Origin of the sequence: Marinobacter sp. LV10MA510-1 (genome assembly GCF_002563885.1) — a bacterium.
Taxonomy (GTDB): domain Bacteria; phylum Pseudomonadota; class Gammaproteobacteria; order Pseudomonadales; family Oleiphilaceae; genus Marinobacter.
Window position 1 is genome coordinate 3899036 of sequence record NZ_PDJA01000001.1, and the last position, 16629, is coordinate 3915664.

16 protein-coding genes are annotated in these 16629 nt (G+C 54.9%); 4 read left to right on the plus strand and 12 right to left on the minus strand.

All coding sequences use genetic code 11. The features are described from left to right. Positions 1-2: 2 nt before the first annotated feature. From ATI45_RS18820 to yegQ, 6 genes are all read right to left on the minus strand, one after another. Positions 3-356, minus strand: a complete 354-nt coding sequence (locus tag ATI45_RS18820) for a HesB/IscA family protein (protein ID WP_098421135.1) — start codon at positions 354-356, stop codon at positions 3-5. A 13-nt stretch (positions 357-369) separates the two neighbouring features. Then, positions 370-1620: an aminotransferase class V-fold PLP-dependent enzyme gene (locus ATI45_RS18825; RefSeq protein WP_098421136.1), complete on the minus strand. Its 1251-nt coding sequence runs from the start codon at positions 1618-1620 to the stop codon at positions 370-372. 6 nt (positions 1621-1626) lie between these two features. After that, positions 1627-2928 carry a Fe-S cluster assembly protein SufD gene (gene sufD / locus ATI45_RS18830; protein ID WP_098421137.1) on the minus strand — a complete coding sequence of 434 codons (1302 nt, stop codon included), beginning with the start codon at positions 2926-2928 and terminating at the stop codon, positions 1627-1629. A gap of 15 nt (positions 2929-2943) precedes the next feature. Beyond that, a complete protein-coding gene (gene sufC / locus ATI45_RS18835) occupies positions 2944-3708 on the minus strand; it encodes a Fe-S cluster assembly ATPase SufC (RefSeq protein ID WP_098421138.1) in 765 nt (254 codons plus the stop codon). Between the two features lie 63 nt (positions 3709-3771). After that, positions 3772-5220, minus strand: a complete 1449-nt coding sequence (gene sufB, locus ATI45_RS18840; protein ID WP_098421139.1) for a Fe-S cluster assembly protein SufB — start codon at positions 5218-5220, stop codon at positions 3772-3774. Between the two features lie 223 nt (positions 5221-5443). Continuing rightward, on the minus strand, positions 5444-6784 hold the full coding sequence (yegQ, locus tag ATI45_RS18845; RefSeq protein WP_098421140.1) for a tRNA 5-hydroxyuridine modification protein YegQ: 1341 nt from the start codon (positions 6782-6784) through the stop codon (positions 5444-5446). A 215-nt stretch (positions 6785-6999) separates the two neighbouring features. Here yegQ and ATI45_RS18850 point away from each other — a divergent pair, with 215 nt between their 5' ends. Further along, positions 7000-7353, plus strand: coding sequence for a helix-turn-helix transcriptional regulator (locus tag ATI45_RS18850; protein ID WP_007349444.1), 354 nt, complete (start codon positions 7000-7002; stop codon positions 7351-7353). A 7-nt stretch (positions 7354-7360) separates the two neighbouring features. On the opposite strand, the gene ATI45_RS18855 is transcribed toward ATI45_RS18850, so the two are convergent. The 3 genes from ATI45_RS18855 to ATI45_RS18865 all read right to left on the minus strand — a co-directional run bounded on the left by ATI45_RS18855 (position 7361) and on the right by ATI45_RS18865 (position 10389). Further along, complete coding sequence (locus tag ATI45_RS18855) at positions 7361-8572, minus strand: beta-ketoacyl synthase N-terminal-like domain-containing protein (RefSeq protein WP_098421141.1); 1212 nt, start codon at positions 8570-8572, stop codon at positions 7361-7363. 11 nt (positions 8573-8583) lie between these two features. After that, complete coding sequence (gene fabA / locus ATI45_RS18860; RefSeq protein ID WP_098421142.1) at positions 8584-9108, minus strand: bifunctional 3-hydroxydecanoyl-ACP dehydratase/trans-2-decenoyl-ACP isomerase; 525 nt, start codon at positions 9106-9108, stop codon at positions 8584-8586. 102 nt (positions 9109-9210) lie between these two features. Further along, on the minus strand, positions 9211-10389 hold the full coding sequence (locus ATI45_RS18865; RefSeq protein WP_098421143.1) for an NnrS family protein: 1179 nt from the start codon (positions 10387-10389) through the stop codon (positions 9211-9213). Between the two features lie 198 nt (positions 10390-10587). Between ATI45_RS18865 and ATI45_RS18870 the strand changes: the two genes are divergently transcribed. Beyond that, complete coding sequence (locus ATI45_RS18870) at positions 10588-10956, plus strand: SirB2 family protein (protein WP_179888433.1); 369 nt, start codon at positions 10588-10590, stop codon at positions 10954-10956. 15 nt (positions 10957-10971) lie between these two features. Here the strand turns inward: ATI45_RS18870 and ATI45_RS18875 are convergent, their stop codons facing one another. Continuing rightward, a complete protein-coding gene (locus ATI45_RS18875) occupies positions 10972-11970 on the minus strand; it encodes an MFS transporter (protein ID WP_098421145.1) in 999 nt (332 codons plus the stop codon). 280 nt (positions 11971-12250) lie between these two features. Between ATI45_RS18875 and ATI45_RS18880 the strand changes: the two genes are divergently transcribed. After that, the gene (locus tag ATI45_RS18880; protein WP_098421146.1) at positions 12251-12712 is read left to right on the plus strand and encodes a universal stress protein; all 462 of its coding nucleotides are present in this window, start codon (positions 12251-12253) and stop codon (positions 12710-12712) included. Between the two features lie 43 nt (positions 12713-12755). Beyond that, the gene (locus tag ATI45_RS18885; protein ID WP_098421147.1) at positions 12756-14255 is read left to right on the plus strand and encodes an MFS transporter; all 1500 of its coding nucleotides are present in this window, start codon (positions 12756-12758) and stop codon (positions 14253-14255) included. Between the two features lie 97 nt (positions 14256-14352). On the opposite strand, the gene cysQ is transcribed toward ATI45_RS18885, so the two are convergent. Both cysQ and ATI45_RS18895 read right to left on the minus strand, forming a co-directional pair. Next, entirely contained in the window at positions 14353-15138 is a 786-nt protein-coding gene (gene cysQ / locus ATI45_RS18890; RefSeq protein WP_098421148.1) for a 3'(2'),5'-bisphosphate nucleotidase CysQ, read from the minus strand. Next, on the minus strand, positions 15135-16445 hold the full coding sequence (locus ATI45_RS18895) for a DUF3422 domain-containing protein (protein ID WP_098421817.1): 1311 nt from the start codon (positions 16443-16445) through the stop codon (positions 15135-15137). Before ATI45_RS18895 ends, cysQ begins: the two co-directional genes overlap by 4 nt. Between the last annotated feature and the right edge of the window lie 184 nt (positions 16446-16629).

The window sequence follows — 16629 nt, forward strand, 5'->3', positions numbered from 1 at the left end:
CGTCATACCACTGTAAAGCTTTCGCCGCAGCCACATTCTGCGGTGGCGTTGGGGTTGCGAAACTCAAAGGTGGAGTTTACGCCTTCGGTAACAAAATCAATTTCAATACCGTTCACCAGTGGAATGTGTTCGTCTTTTACAAACAGGTCTACACCGTCGATATGAAATATCTGGTCATCGCTGCCGGACTCTTCCACCCACTGGGTTTCGTACTTAAAGCCGGAACATCCGCTCTTTTTGATGGCAAGACGAATGCCAAGCGCTTCGGGCCTTTTTTCCAACTGCTTGCGGACGTGTTTAATCGCACTGGGGGTCATGGTGACCGCAATCGTTGGGGTGAATACTTGGGCTGTCATAATTTCACCTCCATCAGGTAAACAAACGCTGTATTTTTTGTAGGGCGGCAAACAATTGCTCTACTTCTTCCAGAGTATTGTAGAACGCAAACGAGGCCCGCGCTGTACCAGGAAGCCCGTAATACTCCATCAGCGGCATGGCACAATGATGGCCGGTACGAATGGCAATGCCCTGCTGATCTAGCAGAGTACCGATATCACTGGGGTGCAGACCGTCAATTTTAAAGGATATCAGCGGCACTTTGTTGCGCGCGGTGCCAATCACGGTCATACCCGGCACGCTAGCCACCAGCTCGTTGGCGCGCTGGAGCAGAGCGTTTTCGGCCGCTTCCATTGCGTTGCGATCCAGGGTAGCCAAATAATCAATAGCGGCGCCCAGGCCCACGGCTTCGGCAATGGCCGGGGTGCCGGCTTCAAATTTGTAAGGCAGGGTGTTGTAAGTAGTGCCGGCAAAGCTCACCCGTTCAATCATTTCGCCGCCGCCCTGCCAGGGTGGCATAGCTTCCAGCAACTCGGCTTTGCCATAAAGCACGCCAATACCGGTGGGGCCAAACAGCTTATGGGCCGAGAACACGTAAAAGTCGCAATCCAGCGCCTGCACATCGGGCTGGAAGTGGCCCACGGCCTGGGCGCCATCGACCAGGGTGATTACGCCCTGTGCTTTGGCTTTGGCTACCATGTCAGCCACCGGGTTCACCGTGCCTAACGCATTGGACACGTGGGTGATGGCCAGAATGCGGGTGCGCTCACTCAACAGTGAGTGAAACGAGTCCATGTCCAGCTCGCCTTCCGGCGTTACATCAATCGGCAGTACCTTGGCACCGGTGCGCTCTGCCAGCATCTGCCAGGGCACGATGTTGGCGTGGTGCTCCATCTGGCTCAGCAAAATTTCGTCGCCCGGTTTAAGCAGCGGAGCCAAGCCGTTGGCCACCAGGTTGATGGCTTCGGTGGTGCCGCGGGTCCAGATAATTTCCCGTGCGCTGGGCGCATTTAAAAACTGCTGGACCTTCTTGCGCGCGCCTTCAAAGGCGGTAGTGGCACGGTCAGCCAGGGTGTGGGCGCCCCGGTGAACGTTGGAGTGCATTTCCCGATAATAGCTGTCCATGGCCTGCAACACCGCTTCCGGGCGTTGTGATGAAGCGCCGTTGTCCAGATACACCAGCGGTTTGCCGTTTACCTGTTGCGACAGTATGGGAAAATCCCGGCGTACCGCGTGTACGTCAAACAGCGGTTGGGTGGTTTTGGCCACGGACAAAGTGCTCATAACCGGTTATACCTCTTGGAATGCCTGGTCGAAGAACTGGTTCAGTCCGGTGTTGGCGGTGTCACGCACCTGCTCCACCGGAATCTGGGCCACCAGTTCATTGATAAACGCCATGGTCAGCAGAACTTTTGCATCGCGGGGGCTAAGGCCACGGGACACCAGATAAAATATGGATTCGTTATCAAGCTGGCCGATGGTCGCGCCGTGGGCGCACTTTACGTCGTCGGCGTAAATTTCCAGTTCTGGCTTGGTGTCGATTTCCGCACCGTTGGTGAGCAGCAGATTTTTGTTGCTCATGTTGGCGTTGGATTTTTGCGCATCCTGATGGATGTGTATACGGCCGTTAAAAATAGCGTGGGATTTATCTGCTGCAATGTTGCGATAGCTTTCCTCGCTGTTGCAGTGGGCCGCAATGTGTTCAATGGTGGTGTGATTGTCGTAATGCTGGGTACCTTGGGTAACCACCACGCCATTGAGTTTACACTCGGCACCTTCGCCTTCAAGGCGAACGTGCAGGTCGTGACGGCGCAAGGTGCCACCAAAGCCAACGCTGTGACTTGCAAAACGCGAGTTGCGCTGTTGGCGCACGCCGGTGGTGCCTATGTGCTGCACATTCTGACCTTCGGTATTCAGGCGCACACTGGTGACATTGGCGCCATCGCCCAGGCTAAACTCGGTGGCGGTGTTGACCATCACCGGGCTTTCGCCGCTGGAAACATAATCTTCCACCAGGGTGAGCTGGCTGTTGCTGCCTGCGGCTACCAGAATACAAGGAAAGGCAGACCCGCTGTGGCTGGCGCTGGTGTGATGAATTACAAACAGCGGTTGGTCCAGCACGGTGCCGGGCTGCAGTTGGATCAGCAGACCGTCTTCAAAGCGCGCAGCGTTCAGCAGTGACAGGTTTATTGAACCGTGTTTTGCCGGCTGATCGCTGATGGATTTGCCCAGCAGGTCAGCGGCAAGCTCGGCGTCATCGCCGTTCAAATCACTGAAGCGCTTTATGCTCAGGCCTTCCAGCGCTGGGTAGTTGCTGGCTTCGGGGCGCACAACGCCATTTACCAGCACCACAGTGTAACCCTGAATGTCGGCCTCGGCGCCGGCACTGGCGCTCAGCGGCAAGGAGCTGGCCATTTCATCGGTCAGTTTCAGATGCTTGGCCGAGTACTTCCAGTTTTCAGTTTTGCGCGTGGGCAGCAGCAAATCCTTCAGAGCGCTGGCTCTGTTAGCGCGCAGCGCCAGCAGTGGCTCGGGCAGAGCTTGACCCGCCGATTGCAGAAAGGCGCTGGAAAGCGTAGATGCAGATTTCATGTCGCGACCTCCTGATCAGTGGCTGGCAGTTACGTTATCTTTGACGCCGAGCCAGCCGTAGCCTTTTTCTTCCAGTTCCAGAGCCAGTTCGCGGCCGCCTGATTTGATGATTTTGCCATCAGCCAGCACGTGTACGTAATCTGGAACTATGTGGTCCAGCAGGCGCTGGTAATGGGTAATCATCAGAATGGCACGATCGGGAGCACGTAAGGCGTTTACACCGTCGGAAACGACCTTCAGGGCGTCTATATCAAGGCCGGAGTCAGTTTCGTCAAGAATGGCGAATTTTGGTTGCAGCAACAGCGCCTGCATTATTTCGTTACGCTTTTTTTCTCCACCCGAGAAGCCTTCGTTCACGCCGCGTTTGAGAAAGGCGGGATCCAGGTCGACCTGTCTGGAGACCTCTTTGGCCAGCTTCATGAATTCAGCGGCGTTCATGTCGTCTTTGCCCTGGTGCTTGCGCATGGCGTTAACGGCGGTGCGCAGGAACTGCAGGTTGCTGACGCCGGGAATTTCAACCGGGTATTGGAACGCCAGGAAAATACCTTCGCGGGCACGCATTTCGGTGGGCAGTTCAAGCAGGTTGTCGCCGTTGAGGGTAACGTCGCCTTCGGTGACTTCAAATGCTTCATTGCCTGCCAACACCTGCGACAAGGTACTTTTGCCGGAGCCGTTGGGGCCCATGATGGCGTGAACTTCGCCGGCTTTTATTTCCAGGTTGATGCCTTTGAGAATCTGTTTGCCTTCAACGGAGGCGTGCAGGTTTTTGATGCTCAGCATGTGTAATTTCTCTCTTTTAAGCTTTTGAATTCGTTTTAATCAAATTTTGGGCTTCTATAAAGCTTAACCGACCGAGCCTTCCAAGCTGACTTCAAGCAGTTTGCCGGCTTCTACCGCAAACTCCATGGGCAGCTCTTTGAAGACTTCTTTACAGAAGCCGTTGACGATCATGGATACAGCCTGTTCCGCGTTAATACCGCGCTGGCGGCAGAGGAACATCTGTTCGTCGCTGACTTTTGACGTGGTCGCCTCGTGCTCCACGATGGCCGACTTGTTCTTGCTTTCTATGTACGGGAAAGTGTGGGCGCCGCAGCGGTCACCAATTAGCAGGGAGTCGCACTGGGTGAAGTTTCGTGCACCTTCGGCTCCCGGGTTGAACTTGATCAGGCCGCGGTAGGTGTTTGAGCTGCGACCGGCAGAAATACCCTTGGAAATCACCGTGCTGCGGGTGTTTTTGCCCAGGTGAATCATTTTTGTGCCGGTGTCGGCCTGCTGGTAGTTGTGGGTCAGCGCGACTGAGTAAAATTCACCGACGCTGTTGTCGCCGCGCAGTACGCAGCTGGGGTACTTCCAGGTGACGGCTGAACCGGTTTCGACCTGGGTCCAGGACACTTTGGAGTTGTCACCGATGCAGGCGGCGCGTTTTGTGACGAAGTTAAAGATACCGCCTTTGCCGTTTTCGTCGCCGGGGTACCAGTTCTGTACCGTAGAGTATTTGATCTGGGCGTCTTTTAGCAGCACCAGTTCGACGACTGCAGCGTGCAGCTGGTTTTCGTCGCGCATGGGTGCAGTGCAACCTTCCAGATAACTGACGTAACTGCCTTCGTCGGCGATAATAAGGGTTCGCTCGAACTGGCCAGTGTTGGCAGCGTTGATGCGGAAGTAGGTCGACAGTTCCATCGGGCAGCGCACACCTTTGGGGATGTACACGAAGGAGCCGTCGGAGAATACCGCCGAATTCAGCGCGGCGAAGTAGTTGTCAGCGGCGGGAACCACGCTGCCCAGATACTTTTTCACCAGCTCCGGGTATTTCTGAATCGCTTCTGAAATCGGGCAGAAGATAACGCCTGCTTTTTCCAGTGGTTCTTTAAAGGTGGTGACTACAGAGACGGAGTCGAAGACCGCATCTACTGCAACGCCGGCTAGTTTGGCCCTTTCGTGCAGCGGAATACCCAGTTTTTCATAGGTGCGCAGCAGCTCAGGATCGACTTCGTCGAGGCTCTGAAGCATATCTTCCGGGCGTTTGGGCGCGGAATAATAGGAAATTTCGTTGTATTTTACCTTTGGGTAATCAACGTGAGCCCAGTCTGGCTCTTCCATTTCGAGCCAGCGACGATAGGCTTTCAGGCGCCACTCCAGCATGAATTCTGGCTCTTGCTTGAGTTCAGAAAGACGGCGAATTACGTCTTCATTGAGGCCCGGCTCAAAGGTGTCTGACTCAATCTCGGTTACGAACCCGTGTTCGTAGTCCCGTTTGATGAGTTCTCTTACCTCTTTGTCTGTGGTCGCCATGATCGTCGCTCCGTGTTCTTTTATCGTGGGCTGTGATGCCCTTTAGTTTGCCAGCAACCGCGAAAGTTGCAGGGCTGATCTGTTGCTTGTTGATGCTGATTGTACAATACCAGACTAATTTAGTCAGGTATTAAATCGAGGAAAAATATATTATACCGAAAACTGCTTTTAAAGCGGGTTGCGCGTCTGGGTTGTGTTTAGTTCGAGTTATTATACGTGCAGTTCAGCCTTGCGTGCCATTCGGCAGGATACGTGTCAGATAGCTGTGAGCAAGCTGCGCCGGAGTGTTTGGCGGCACAGGAATGCGCACGATGTGGCCGCTGCCGGGGGCGCAATTCACGGCGCCGCCGTTCAGATTTTCCATAGCAGGCAGGGTGAATCGCAGGTTGCCGCTGGGGGTGACCAGTTCCAGCGGGTCACCGATGGAGAATTTATTTTTTACAGTGATGGTAAGCCACTGGTCGTTGGCGTCGGCGATGGCGCCCACCACCTGCTGGCTGCCGAGATAGGACGAGCCCTGCTCGTAGCTCTGATATTCTTGGGGCAGGTGGCGGCGCAGGAACCCTTCGGTGTAACCGCGGTTCGACAGGGCTTCGAGCTCGTCCATCAGGCTCATGTCAAAAGGCTTGCCTTGCACAGCTTCGTCAATGGCCCGGCGGTAGGCCTGTGTAGTGCGTGCTACGTAGTAGGTGCTTTTGGTGCGGCCTTCAATTTTCAGAGAGTGCACGCCCATTTCGCACAGGGCGGCCACGTGCTGAACCGCGCGCAGATCGCGGGAATTCATGATGTAGGTGCCGTGTTCGTCCTCATAAGCGGGAATTAAGCTGCCGGGACGGTTGGGTTCTTCCAGCAGAATTTCTCTGGGCTCTATCTCCCTGGGTAAAGCCTCCTGCACAGGGTTGTCAGAAGAGCAGGCGATCAGGTCGCCCGTTTGATCGTGACTGTGTGCCACCGGTTTGTAGTTCCAGCGACAGGCGTTGGTGCAGGCTCCCTGATTGGCATCGCGGTGGTTCATATAGCCCGACAGCAGGCAGCGGCCGGAGTAAGCCATGCACAGAGCGCCGTGTACAAACACCTCCAGTTCCATCTGCGGCACCCGCTCGCGAATCTCGCGAATTTCGTTCAGTGCCAGTTCCCGTGACAGAATCACCCGGCTGATGCCCTGGCTGTGCCAGAATTCTACTGTTGCCCAGTTTACCGCGTTGGCCTGGACAGACAGGTGTATAGGCTGGTCTGGCCACTGCTTTTTTACCAGCATGATTAAACCTGGGTCGGACATGATAAGCGCATCGGGTTTTTGCTCTATTACCGGCGCCAGATCTTTCAGATAGGAACGAACCTTGTCATTGTGGGGTGCAATGTTAGAGACCAGATAGAACTGCTTGCCCAGACTGTGAGCGCGCTCGATACCAGCGCCCAGGTCGGCTGCGTTCTTGAAACTGTTGTTGCGAACCCGCAGTGAATAGCGTGGCTGGCCGGCATAAACCGCATCGGCGCCATAGGCAAAGGCGGTTTCAAGGTGCTCGGGGGTGCCGGCGGGCGCAAGCAGTTCAGGGGTATTCATAACGGGCTCCGGGATGAATATGTGGAGGATAGGGCGCTTGTCAAGCGTAGCGAGCGCACTATTGTGCCCGAGCCAATCAGAATTTCAGTTGACCTCGCTCAAGGGTATTATGGATTAATTTCAGCTAACATCTGTACGCTGAATGCTTTGATGGTTTATCTTTCACCACCGAATTTTTAAAAGATGACAATAAATTCTGAGTCGGGAGGGGTTTCATGGCTGTAAACGGGCAGCAGCAGGCTGCGCGGGCATCTTTGAGTATCCGCGTGCGTGTTTTGATTGACGGCCAGCTGGCCAGAGGAAAGGTAGGTGTAGAGGTGGTTGCGTCGCAGCTGCACATGAGCCGCTATACCTTGCATAAAAAATTGAAAGCGGAAGGGCTGACCTTCGCACGTATATTGGAGGACGTTCGCCGCAAGCGGGCGCTGGCTTACATGCAGGATAAAACCAAGCCGCTGGTAGAAATTGCCGAACAGCTTGGGTTTTCAGAACTGAGTGCATTCAGCCGGGCGTTCAAGCGTTGGATGGGCTCGTCGCCGGCTGAATACCGCTCGGTCAGGTTTTCCTGAATCGAGCTTAGAACTTTTTAAACACCAGGCTGCCGTTGGTGCCGCCAAAGCCGAAACTGTTGCTCATCACATATTCCAGGTTCTGGTTTTCGCGCACTTCGCGCACGACCGGGTAACCTTCTGCGCCTTCATCCAGATTTTCGATGTTGGCAGATGGGCAAATAAAGCTTTCACGCTGCATGATCAGGCTGTAAATGGCTTCGTGCACGCCTGCCGCGCCCAGAGCGTGGCCGCTCAGTGCTTTGGTAGAACTCAGCGGCGGAATGCGGTCACCAAAGGCCTGCTTGATAGCTTTCAGCTCGGTGATGTCGCCGGCCGGTGTGCTGGTGCCGTGGGTGTTGATGTAGCTGATGTCGCCGTCGATGTTTTTCATCGCCTGCTGCATGCAGCGTACTGCACCCTCGCCGCTGGGGGCGACCATATCAGCGCCATCAGAGGTTGCGCCAAAGCCGACAATTTCCGCCAAAATGTTGGCGCCGCGGGCTTGTGCATGCTCCAGAGCTTCCAGCACCAGGGTGCCGCCGCCGCCAGAAATCACGAAACCGTCGCGGTTGGCATCGTAGGTGCGCGACGCTTTTTCCGGGGTGTCGTTGTACTTGGTGGACAGCGCGCCCATGGCGTCGAACAACATGCTCAGGCTCCAGTGGATATCGTCGCCACCGCCGGCCAGCATCACGTCCTGGCGGCCCATGGCAATCAGGTCCGCCGCGTGGCCAATCGCGTGGGTACTGGTGGCGCAGGCCGACGTAATGCCGTAGTTAACACCGGTAATGCCGAACGCCGTTGTAATGCTGGCATTGATAGAGCTGCCCATGGTGCGTGGTACCCGGTAAGGGCCAACCCGCCGAATGCCTTTTGCACGATGGGTGTCGATGGCGTCCATCAGCTCCACGGTAGATGCGCCACCGGTGCCGAAAATGGCGCCGGTGGTGTTGGCGCGGATCTGCTCGTCGGTCAGGCCAGACTGGGCCAGGGCTTCTACCGTAGACAGGTGGGCGTAGCCGGAAGCCGGGCACATAAAACGCCACAACTTGCGGTCAATCAATTCTGGAAGATTCAGGTTGATCTGACCGCAAATCTGGCTACGTAGGCCGTTATCGCGGGCTTCTTCGCTGAAGCCGATACCGGACTTCACTTCCCGCAGTGATTTGGTTACAGCCTTTAAGTCGGTTCCAAGGCTGGACACAATGCCCATCCCGGTGATTACAACGCGACGCATGTCAGTCACTCCTAAAAGTTGTCGGTGGAGGTGAACAGGCCTACCCGTAGGTCTTTGGCCATATAAATTTCCTTGCCGTCCACTTCCATTCGGCCATCAGCGATAGCCATGGTTAGCTTGCGCTTTATAAGACGTTTGAAATCAAGATGGTAAGTGACTTTTTTGGCATTAGGAAGAACCTGGCCAAAGAATTTCACTTCACCGGAACCCAGCGCCCGGCCTTTGCCCCGGCCACCTGTCCATGCCAGGTAGAAACCGAGCAGCTGCCACATGGCGTCAAGGCCCAGGCAGCCCGGCATAACCGGATCGCTGTCAAAGTGAACCTTGAAGAACCACAGGTCCGGATTGATATCCAGCTCTGCGGTCAGGCCACCTTTGCCGTAAAGCCCGCCTTCGCTCCCAATGTGGGTGATGCGGTCGAACATCAGCATTTCATCAATGGGCAGGCGCATGCCAGCGCCCTTGAACAATTCACCGTGACCGCAGTCGATCAGGTCTTGTTTGCTAAACGTGTTGGGGTAGGGGTTGGAATCCATAGTGCCGGTGTCTCTTTCGCAAGATGATTTCCTATAACTTTAGCTCGAAATTCGCCTGATGCTATTGACCATTAGTGGATAATTACAAAATTTGCGCAATGTTTACCCGATTTTACCGTCTGGCCGTGGGCTAGCCAATATGTGGGTGTAGCGCCACAGAAAGACACCAAAGGCGATCAGCCATAGCAGAGTGCTGACGCCAATACCGGCGTGCCAGCCCAGAATATTGAAGGCCGTCAGCACCCGTGCCACCGCGGCCAGCTGGATTAATACAAAGGCGGTTACCATGCCCCGTGGCAGCACCAGCGGCCGGCCGGTGTGGCCCAGGGTTACCCGTGCTATAACCCCAAATATCAGGCAGCCAATGGCGCCAGCACCCGCAGCGTGGGCCCAGGCGTTTGAAGGCCATTCCAATAACAGATGGCCCGCCAACAGAACCAGCGCCACCGGCACCCACAGAATCGACAGGTGTAACACCCATAACAGCGGTTCTTTATGGGTCAGCCAACCTTTCCAATTGTAAAGCCGCACCAGCATAATACCAGCGGCAACGATGGCCATCACTCCAGCAAGGGTGCGCCAGCCGCTCACCAGTGTTGCCAGCAGCACAATCATCGCAAATACGCTGGCCATATCCAGTTTGGCTGAATTTTTCACCAGCGTAGGGCTCAGTCCCTGGCGGCCTAGATAACCGCTGGTGAAGGCCGGTGTGATACGCCCGCCAACAATGCTGATCAGGGCCAGGCCCATCAGCAGCGCACCGTAGCTGTAAACCGGATCAAGACGGGCAACGAAGCCGATTTGCATCAGCCATAAGAGGCCCAGTACCACCAGTATCATCAGTTGGCGTTTCTGCCGCGCGTGCCAGACACGCCAGCCCGCATCGAGCATCACTAACGGCAGAAAGGCCAGGTTCACACCCTGAACCAGCCAAACCGGAAGATCACCGCCAAAGGCCAGCAATAGCCGGCCAGCAAGCCACACACCCCACAGTAGAGCCAGACGCAGCCCATGAATGCGATCGGTCTGCGTCCAGGTGCACACGGCCGTTAGCAGAAAGCCCGCAATAGCGGCGGTCAGAAACCCGAACAGCATTTCGTGCTGGTGCCATAGCACCCCGGGCAAGGCTAGTGGCAGTTGTAGGGTGCCTGTTGCCTGGAGCACCCATACCGGCAACACAACAACAACCAGCAGGGCCATAGACAGGAAGAAAATGCGAAAAGGGTAACCGAACAACTGACCGATACTGGCGCGGTCGGCGGATGGTGTCGGAATTGCCATTGGGGATCTCCGTTAATAGTGGTATTTTATGTATATGTTAAAGGAAGGCCAATTCAAATGACATACCCGGAATAGGAGTAGTCTGCGTACAATGACGTTTTTGTCGTCGCGCTTTTGCCCTTCGATTTGGGCCGAGAGAGACTATTTTGCGCGGTTTATAATCAACTTCATCGAAATCAAGGAACCCCGCCTGTGTACATGACTTTAAAAAGCATTCACATGCTCACCGCGTATCTCACAGTGACGCTTTTCGCACTGCGCTTGCTGATGGATGCAGTGGGCCGCCCCGGTTGGCGGCAAACGCCTTTGCGCTGGATTCCCCACGCTAACGACACGGTGCTGCTGGTCAGCGCTATCAGCCTAGTGTTTGTAACGCCGTGGATGCCGTTAGTGCACGGCTGGTTAACAGCCAAGATAATCTTGCTGGTGGGTTACATCATAGCCGGGATGTTCGCTTTAAAAGTCAGTGTTGATAAGCGCGCACGCATCGTCGCAGCGGTGCTTGCGCTGGTGCAGATAGCCGCGATATTCCACTTGGCGACTGCCAAGCCGATACTCTTCTCCTAACGCTGTTCGGGGTTTTTAACGGCCGCTGAATAATTCCGGAAGGTCGGCGGATTCTGCCGCGTTGGCCGACTCTTTGCACTCGGCACTGCGAATGGCCAGGTGCATGCGCAGCAGTGTGAGCAGCGCCAGAGCAAACAACAGCATGAAGCTGGTTTGCCAGACGCCGGTTATATCACTGATGGCGGCGAATGCCAGTAGCATCGGGCCGGCAAGAATGGCTCCGGCCATCGTGAGTATGGCGGCTGCCGTGTTTACTTTGTGGGGATGGTGCTGGGAGTAGTACTGAGAATAGTACCGTGGTATTTGGCTAGATAATGTCGCTTGGCCAAGAGCAAGACATAAGCCCAATGCAATCATCAGCATGGAAAAAAGTGGCAGGCTGAGGCTTAGGGTAAAGAGAATCTCGCGGTCGATGCCATGCACCTGATAATGGGTGGGCGGGTAGCTGAGTATGAACGTCACAATCAATATGCCGGTCAGACTGTGGTACATCATTCGCCGCGCGCCGAATCGCCGCGCCAGCTTTATGGCGGGGGCATGAAATAGCGCGGCGGGTATTATCCAAAGCAAGCCGGTAAGCGCTGCGTGAGCAACATCAAGCTGATACAGCTCCGCCAAATAATGCGGCAGCCACAACGAAAGAACAATAAAACTGGCAGCCACGCCGCTGTAAGACACTGCAAAACGCCACATCAGACGGCTTTGCTGAGCGCAAGGTGTTCCGGCATCGTGCGTAACTTCTGTTGCGCCTATGACATGCGAGAGCATTACCCGCCGGTCAAGATTTATTGCGAACGCCAGGCGTAACGCAGAGCCTGCCAAAACAGCCAGCCCCAATGTCAGGCTCAGGGTGTTTGCCTGCAGGTGCAATCGGTTTTCCAGTATTAATCCGCTGATCCCACAAAGCAGTAGCGCAAAGGCACCCAAAAGGTATGCCAATGTTTTTGGTGCGAGCTCCGGCTCAAGCGGCATTTTCAGCGCTTGATGATGGGATTGAAAGCGGTTTTTTTGCACGCCGCGGCCTCATTTAAACAAATTTTTACCATGTGCAGATGTTACCAAAATCATAAATTTTGGGGCCGAGGCATCAGGGGTACCTCCTGCTGGGGAGCCGTGGGGTAGGCTTTTGCGTGGCAATAGGTGCAGGGTGATAGAGTCTTGATTTCTCTGGTGGGGTAGGCGCCATTAACGTTGATATACGTCAATTATAAGCGACTGTTAAGTGTGGGCTAATACACTCATAGATCACCGCAACGCCTGTAACGGTGCCGATGAATTCGCCGGAAAACGCCTTATGAAAATAATGATCGCCTACGATGGCTCGCGCAACGCCAAACTGGCGTTGGCACAAACCATCACCATGTTTCACGAGCTCAAGCCTACCCTTAGCCTGGTTGCCGTGGCCGAGAACCCGCGGGACATAAGCGCAAGCAACGAGGACTTGTTTCAGGAAGAGCTGGCCAGTTTGAAAAAGGCCCTGCAAGAAGCTCTGGAAATGTGCGTCAAGGAAGGCATAAGTGCCGACTCCCTGTTGCTTGAGGGAGATGCCCGCAAGATGTTGCTCTACGCAGCCGAGAGTAAAGTGCAGCCAAACATGCTGGTGATTGCCCGCCACAGTGAAGAGCCCGACGGCGGTTTTATTGCCCGCTCACTGACTTATTTCGTGGATGAGTTGGACTACATGACATTCGGCAAGGTCAGTTCGTTTCTGGCGCGCCGGGTGCAATGCCCACTGCTTATTCTGCCTAGCTGCTGATGGCCGCTAGTACTGCAAGAACTACGAGCCCCCGGAGGCTTAAATGAAAGTCGCTGCTATATTCGGTTTTAAAAATCCAGAGATCAAAGCGCTGCACCTGACCTGGATCGCGTTCTTTATCACATTTTACGTGTGGTTCAACATGGCGCCTTTGGCGTCGAGCATGCTAAAAAGCGTGAACTGGCTGACCGCCGACGATTTGCGCCTGTTTGCCATCTGTAACGTAGCGCTGACCATACCGGCACGGATTATTGTGGGCATGGCACTGGACCGCTTCGGCCCGCGCCGGGTGTTTTCGATTTTGATGGTGCTGATGTCAATACCGGCGCTGACGTTCGCTTTCGGTAACACGATGACCCAACTGCTGGTAAGCCGTTTGATACTCAGTTCCATTGGCGCCAGCTTTGTAGTGGGTATTCACATGACCGCCATGTGGTTCAAACCCCGTGACATTGGTTTTGCCGAGGGCTTCTACGCCGGTTGGGGCAACTTTGGTTCGGCCGCTGCTGCGCTGACGCTGCCGACCGTTGCCCTGCAAATGTACGGCGGTGATGATGGCTGGCGCTGGGCCATTGCCCAGAGCGCCATCGTGATGGCGCTGTATGGCGTGTACTACTGGTTTGCGGTTACCGATGGCCCGGTGGGAACCGTACATCGCAAGCCCCGTAAATCGAGTGCGATGGAAGTCAGTACCTGGGGCGACATGGTCAAGCTGATTCTGTGGACCATTCCGCTGATTGGTGTACTGGCCATTCTGGTGTGGCGAATTCAGAACATGGGTTATTTGAGCGTAACCGGCGCGATTATTGCCTACGCGGTAATCTGCCTGATCGTTTGCTACCAGATTGTGCAGATTCTACGGGTTAACGTTCCTATCCTGAAAAAGGGCGTACCGGAAGACGACAAGTACCCGTTTAACAGCGTTGCCGCATTGAACAGCACCTACTTTGCCAACTTTGGTGCGGAACTGGCGGTGGTGTCCATGCTGCCGATGTTCTTTGAGGAAACCTGGGGCCTGGGCGCTGCCGCCGCCGGAATGGTGGCTGCCTCTTTCGCCTTTGTGAACCTAGTTGCCCGGCCTATGGGTGGCCTGGTGTCAGACCGCATGGGTAACCGCCGGTTTGTAATGCTGAGTTATATGTTTGGTATTGCGGTGGGCTTTGCGATGATGGGCATGCTGAATTCTAGCTGGCCGCTGATCATTGCTGTAGTGGTCACCGTGTTTACCTCGTTCTTTGTGCAGGGTGCAGAAGGCGCTACCTTTGGTATTATCCCGTCCATAAAGCGCCGCCTGACCGGGCAGATTTCCGGCATGGCCGGCGCTTACGGTAACGTGGGTGCGGTGGTTTATTTGACGATCTTCACGTTTGTGACCCCCTCCCAGTTTTTCTACATTATCGCCGCTGGAGCGTTTATAAGCTGGGTACTGTGCTTTATGTGGCTGAAAGAGCCGGAATCGGGTTTCGCCGATGAGTACGCGGTGTCGTCGGTAGACTTGCAGATCGAGGAAGAGAATCGTATTCGCAAGGCTTCTCTTAGCTGAGAGATTCCGAGGATAAGGGACAGATTTCAAATCTGTCGCTGGTGGGCTGTAAACTCCAGAATAGGGGACAGATTTGAAATCTGTCCCCGGTTTCCGTCTAAGATTTGTCCCTAGCCTTCAAGCCCCAGGCTGAAAAGTGCGGGTTGGCAAAATTTGGCTTGCCGTACACCATGGGCGTGTTGTCCAGGGTAATCAGTCGGCCACCGGCTGCACGCAGCACAGCGTCACCGGCGGCAATGTCCCATTCCATGGTGGGTCCCAGTCGGGGATACACATCCGCTTCACCAGCGGCTAGCAGGCACAGCTTTAGTGAAGAGCCCGCACTGGTCTGGCTGGCCACCTTGGAACCGGCTAAAAAGTGCGCCAGAGCAGCCTCGTCGCCGTGGGAGCGGCTGGCCACAACGGTTAACCCGGCCGCTGGCGCCGGGCGGCACTGAATGGTTCTGCGCTCGCCGTTTTCCTCTACAAAAGCACCCAGCCCCAGGCCACCGGCGAACAGGCGCTTCAGCGCCGGCGCCAGAACCACGCCCAGTATCGGCACGCCGTTTTCAATCAAGGCAATGTTAACGGTGAACTCGCCGTTGCGGTTGATGAACTCTTTGGTACCGTCCAGCGGATCAACCAGCCAGAAGCGGTCGCCGGTTTCTGGCGTATTGCCGGCGGCAGCCTGTTCTTCCGCCACAATAGGAATTCGTCTGTCCAGCGCCTGCAAGGCCGGCAAAATAAGAGCTTCAGCCAGCTCGTCGGCTTCCGTTACTGGCGATGCGTCGTCTTTCGTGCGGACGTCAATATCGCCGGCGTAAATGCTCATTATGGCGTTGCCGGCGTTATGAACGATGGGTAGAAGCTTTTCAAGCAGGGATGCGTAAGCGTCTATTTTCATTGATTTTTCGCCATTCGAATAAAGTGGTGGTGAACAAGACGCACGCTGAGATATACCAAAGCCAGAGTTACCGGTATGGCGATGCCCAGAGCAAGAGACTTGTTAAAAACAATACCGGCTTCATAAACGGAATCGAGCACCAGTTTAAGCAGCCCTATCAAATAGTAGGTAATCGCAACCACTGAAAAACCTTCAACGGTGTGTTGCATCATTAGCTGAATTTTGGAACGCCGATCCATAGAATTCAGCAACTGCTGATTCTGGCTTTGAATCGCCAGCTCTACCCGCGTTCGCATCATGTCTGAGGCACGGTCTACCCGCCTCGACAGGTCTTCGAGGCGTTCGCCAACGGCTTCGCAAGTTTTTACCGCCGGCGTCAGGCGCCGTGTCAAAAACTCGGTCAGGGTAAGGTGCCCAGACAGTTCATCTTCTTGGAGTTCTTCCAGACGTGTCATTACCAGCTGGTGATAGGCCCTTGTGGCTGAAAAGCGAAAGGTAGCGCGGGCGCGAAAGGCTTCAATGCGCGCGGCAATGTGGGTCAACTGGGTTAGCAGCGCCTGCTCGTCTACATCTTGATTGTCTGCCAACGTTTGGGTGACCAGTGCGAGCTGCTGATCCATATCATTTAACGAGGGTGTGATCTCGCGAGCGACGGGCAGAGCCATCAATGACATCAGGCGATAAATTTCTATTTCCATCAGGCGCTGGGTCAGTCGCCCTAGCTGGCTGTTCGACATTTTGTGATTTATTACCATAAATCGCCCGAAGCCGTCACTGTGCAGCTGGAACGTACTCCAAACCTTAGCGGCTCCCTCCTGCGGACTGCTGCCTATAAGGCGCAAACCCTCGAAATGTGTACGCACGTAGTCGGGGTTTTCGCGGGCCCTATCAGCACTGCCTTTCTGGACATCCAGATGAAATGCAGCTATGACGGTGCCGCTTAATTCCGCGAGCCAGCCCTCTGGCAACAGGTTAATGGCGTTTTCGGAAAAAGCTACAGACCGGTTGGGGGCCAGATTCACAAACGTGTATGAGGCAAATTCCATATGCATTTCCCGCCTAACCCGCAGGTCACCAAAGGTTTGCTCAAAACAGCCTACTTCTTGCTGGGGTGGAACATGGCCAAGCAATGTATGAAGGGCTTGCAAATGTTGGAACTGCTGCTGGCGTTGCTCTGGAGTGGTCAGCACCGCAATGTGGCTGACTCGCGCAGGCGAGGGAAGTATCTGGAACGGGCGAGAATGCAGCTCGTCATAGAAATCACCCCGTAACGGGTGGATATCGAGGTTGGCCAGTAACTCGCTCACGCTGGGGCTCATCCTGTTCTTTAAATAGAATAGTCTGGAGGATAACCCGGAAGAGGCTAGTGAAACTAGCGACTGAAAAAAGTACGGCTGGAGTGATTCGGGTGCAATGGCCCTGCTGAGCGAATTGCATTTCGCTCTGAATAAAAAACCCCGTCAAGCGATGCCTGGCGGGGTTTTTTATTTG

What these genes read in the sequence shown, in the direction of transcription:
- ATI45_RS18820 (WP_098421135.1), bottom strand. Translation starts at nt 356, where the DNA reads ATGACAGCCCAAGTATTCACCCCAACGATTGCGGTCACCATGACCCCC.
- ATI45_RS18825 (WP_098421136.1), bottom strand. Translation starts at nt 1,620, where the DNA reads ATGAGCACTTTGTCCGTGGCCAAAACCACCCAACCGCTGTTTGACGTA.
- sufD (WP_098421137.1), bottom strand. Translation starts at nt 2,928, where the DNA reads ATGAAATCTGCATCTACGCTTTCCAGCGCCTTTCTGCAATCGGCGGGT.
- sufC (WP_098421138.1), bottom strand. Translation starts at nt 3,708, where the DNA reads ATGCTGAGCATCAAAAACCTGCACGCCTCCGTTGAAGGCAAACAGATT.
- sufB (WP_098421139.1), bottom strand. Translation starts at nt 5,220, where the DNA reads ATGGCGACCACAGACAAAGAGGTAAGAGAACTCATCAAACGGGACTAC.
- yegQ (WP_098421140.1), bottom strand. Translation starts at nt 6,784, where the DNA reads ATGAATACCCCTGAACTGCTTGCGCCCGCCGGCACCCCCGAGCACCTT.
- ATI45_RS18850 (WP_007349444.1), top strand. Translation starts at nt 7,000, where the DNA reads ATGGCTGTAAACGGGCAGCAGCAGGCTGCGCGGGCATCTTTGAGTATC.
- ATI45_RS18855 (WP_098421141.1), bottom strand. Translation starts at nt 8,572, where the DNA reads ATGCGTCGCGTTGTAATCACCGGGATGGGCATTGTGTCCAGCCTTGGA.
- fabA (WP_098421142.1), bottom strand. Translation starts at nt 9,108, where the DNA reads ATGGATTCCAACCCCTACCCCAACACGTTTAGCAAACAAGACCTGATC.
- ATI45_RS18865 (WP_098421143.1), bottom strand. Translation starts at nt 10,389, where the DNA reads ATGGCAATTCCGACACCATCCGCCGACCGCGCCAGTATCGGTCAGTTG.
- ATI45_RS18870 (WP_179888433.1), top strand. Translation starts at nt 10,588, where the DNA reads ATGACTTTAAAAAGCATTCACATGCTCACCGCGTATCTCACAGTGACG.
- ATI45_RS18880 (WP_098421146.1), top strand. Translation starts at nt 12,251, where the DNA reads ATGAAAATAATGATCGCCTACGATGGCTCGCGCAACGCCAAACTGGCG.
- ATI45_RS18885 (WP_098421147.1), top strand. Translation starts at nt 12,756, where the DNA reads ATGAAAGTCGCTGCTATATTCGGTTTTAAAAATCCAGAGATCAAAGCG.
- cysQ (WP_098421148.1), bottom strand. Translation starts at nt 15,138, where the DNA reads ATGAAAATAGACGCTTACGCATCCCTGCTTGAAAAGCTTCTACCCATC.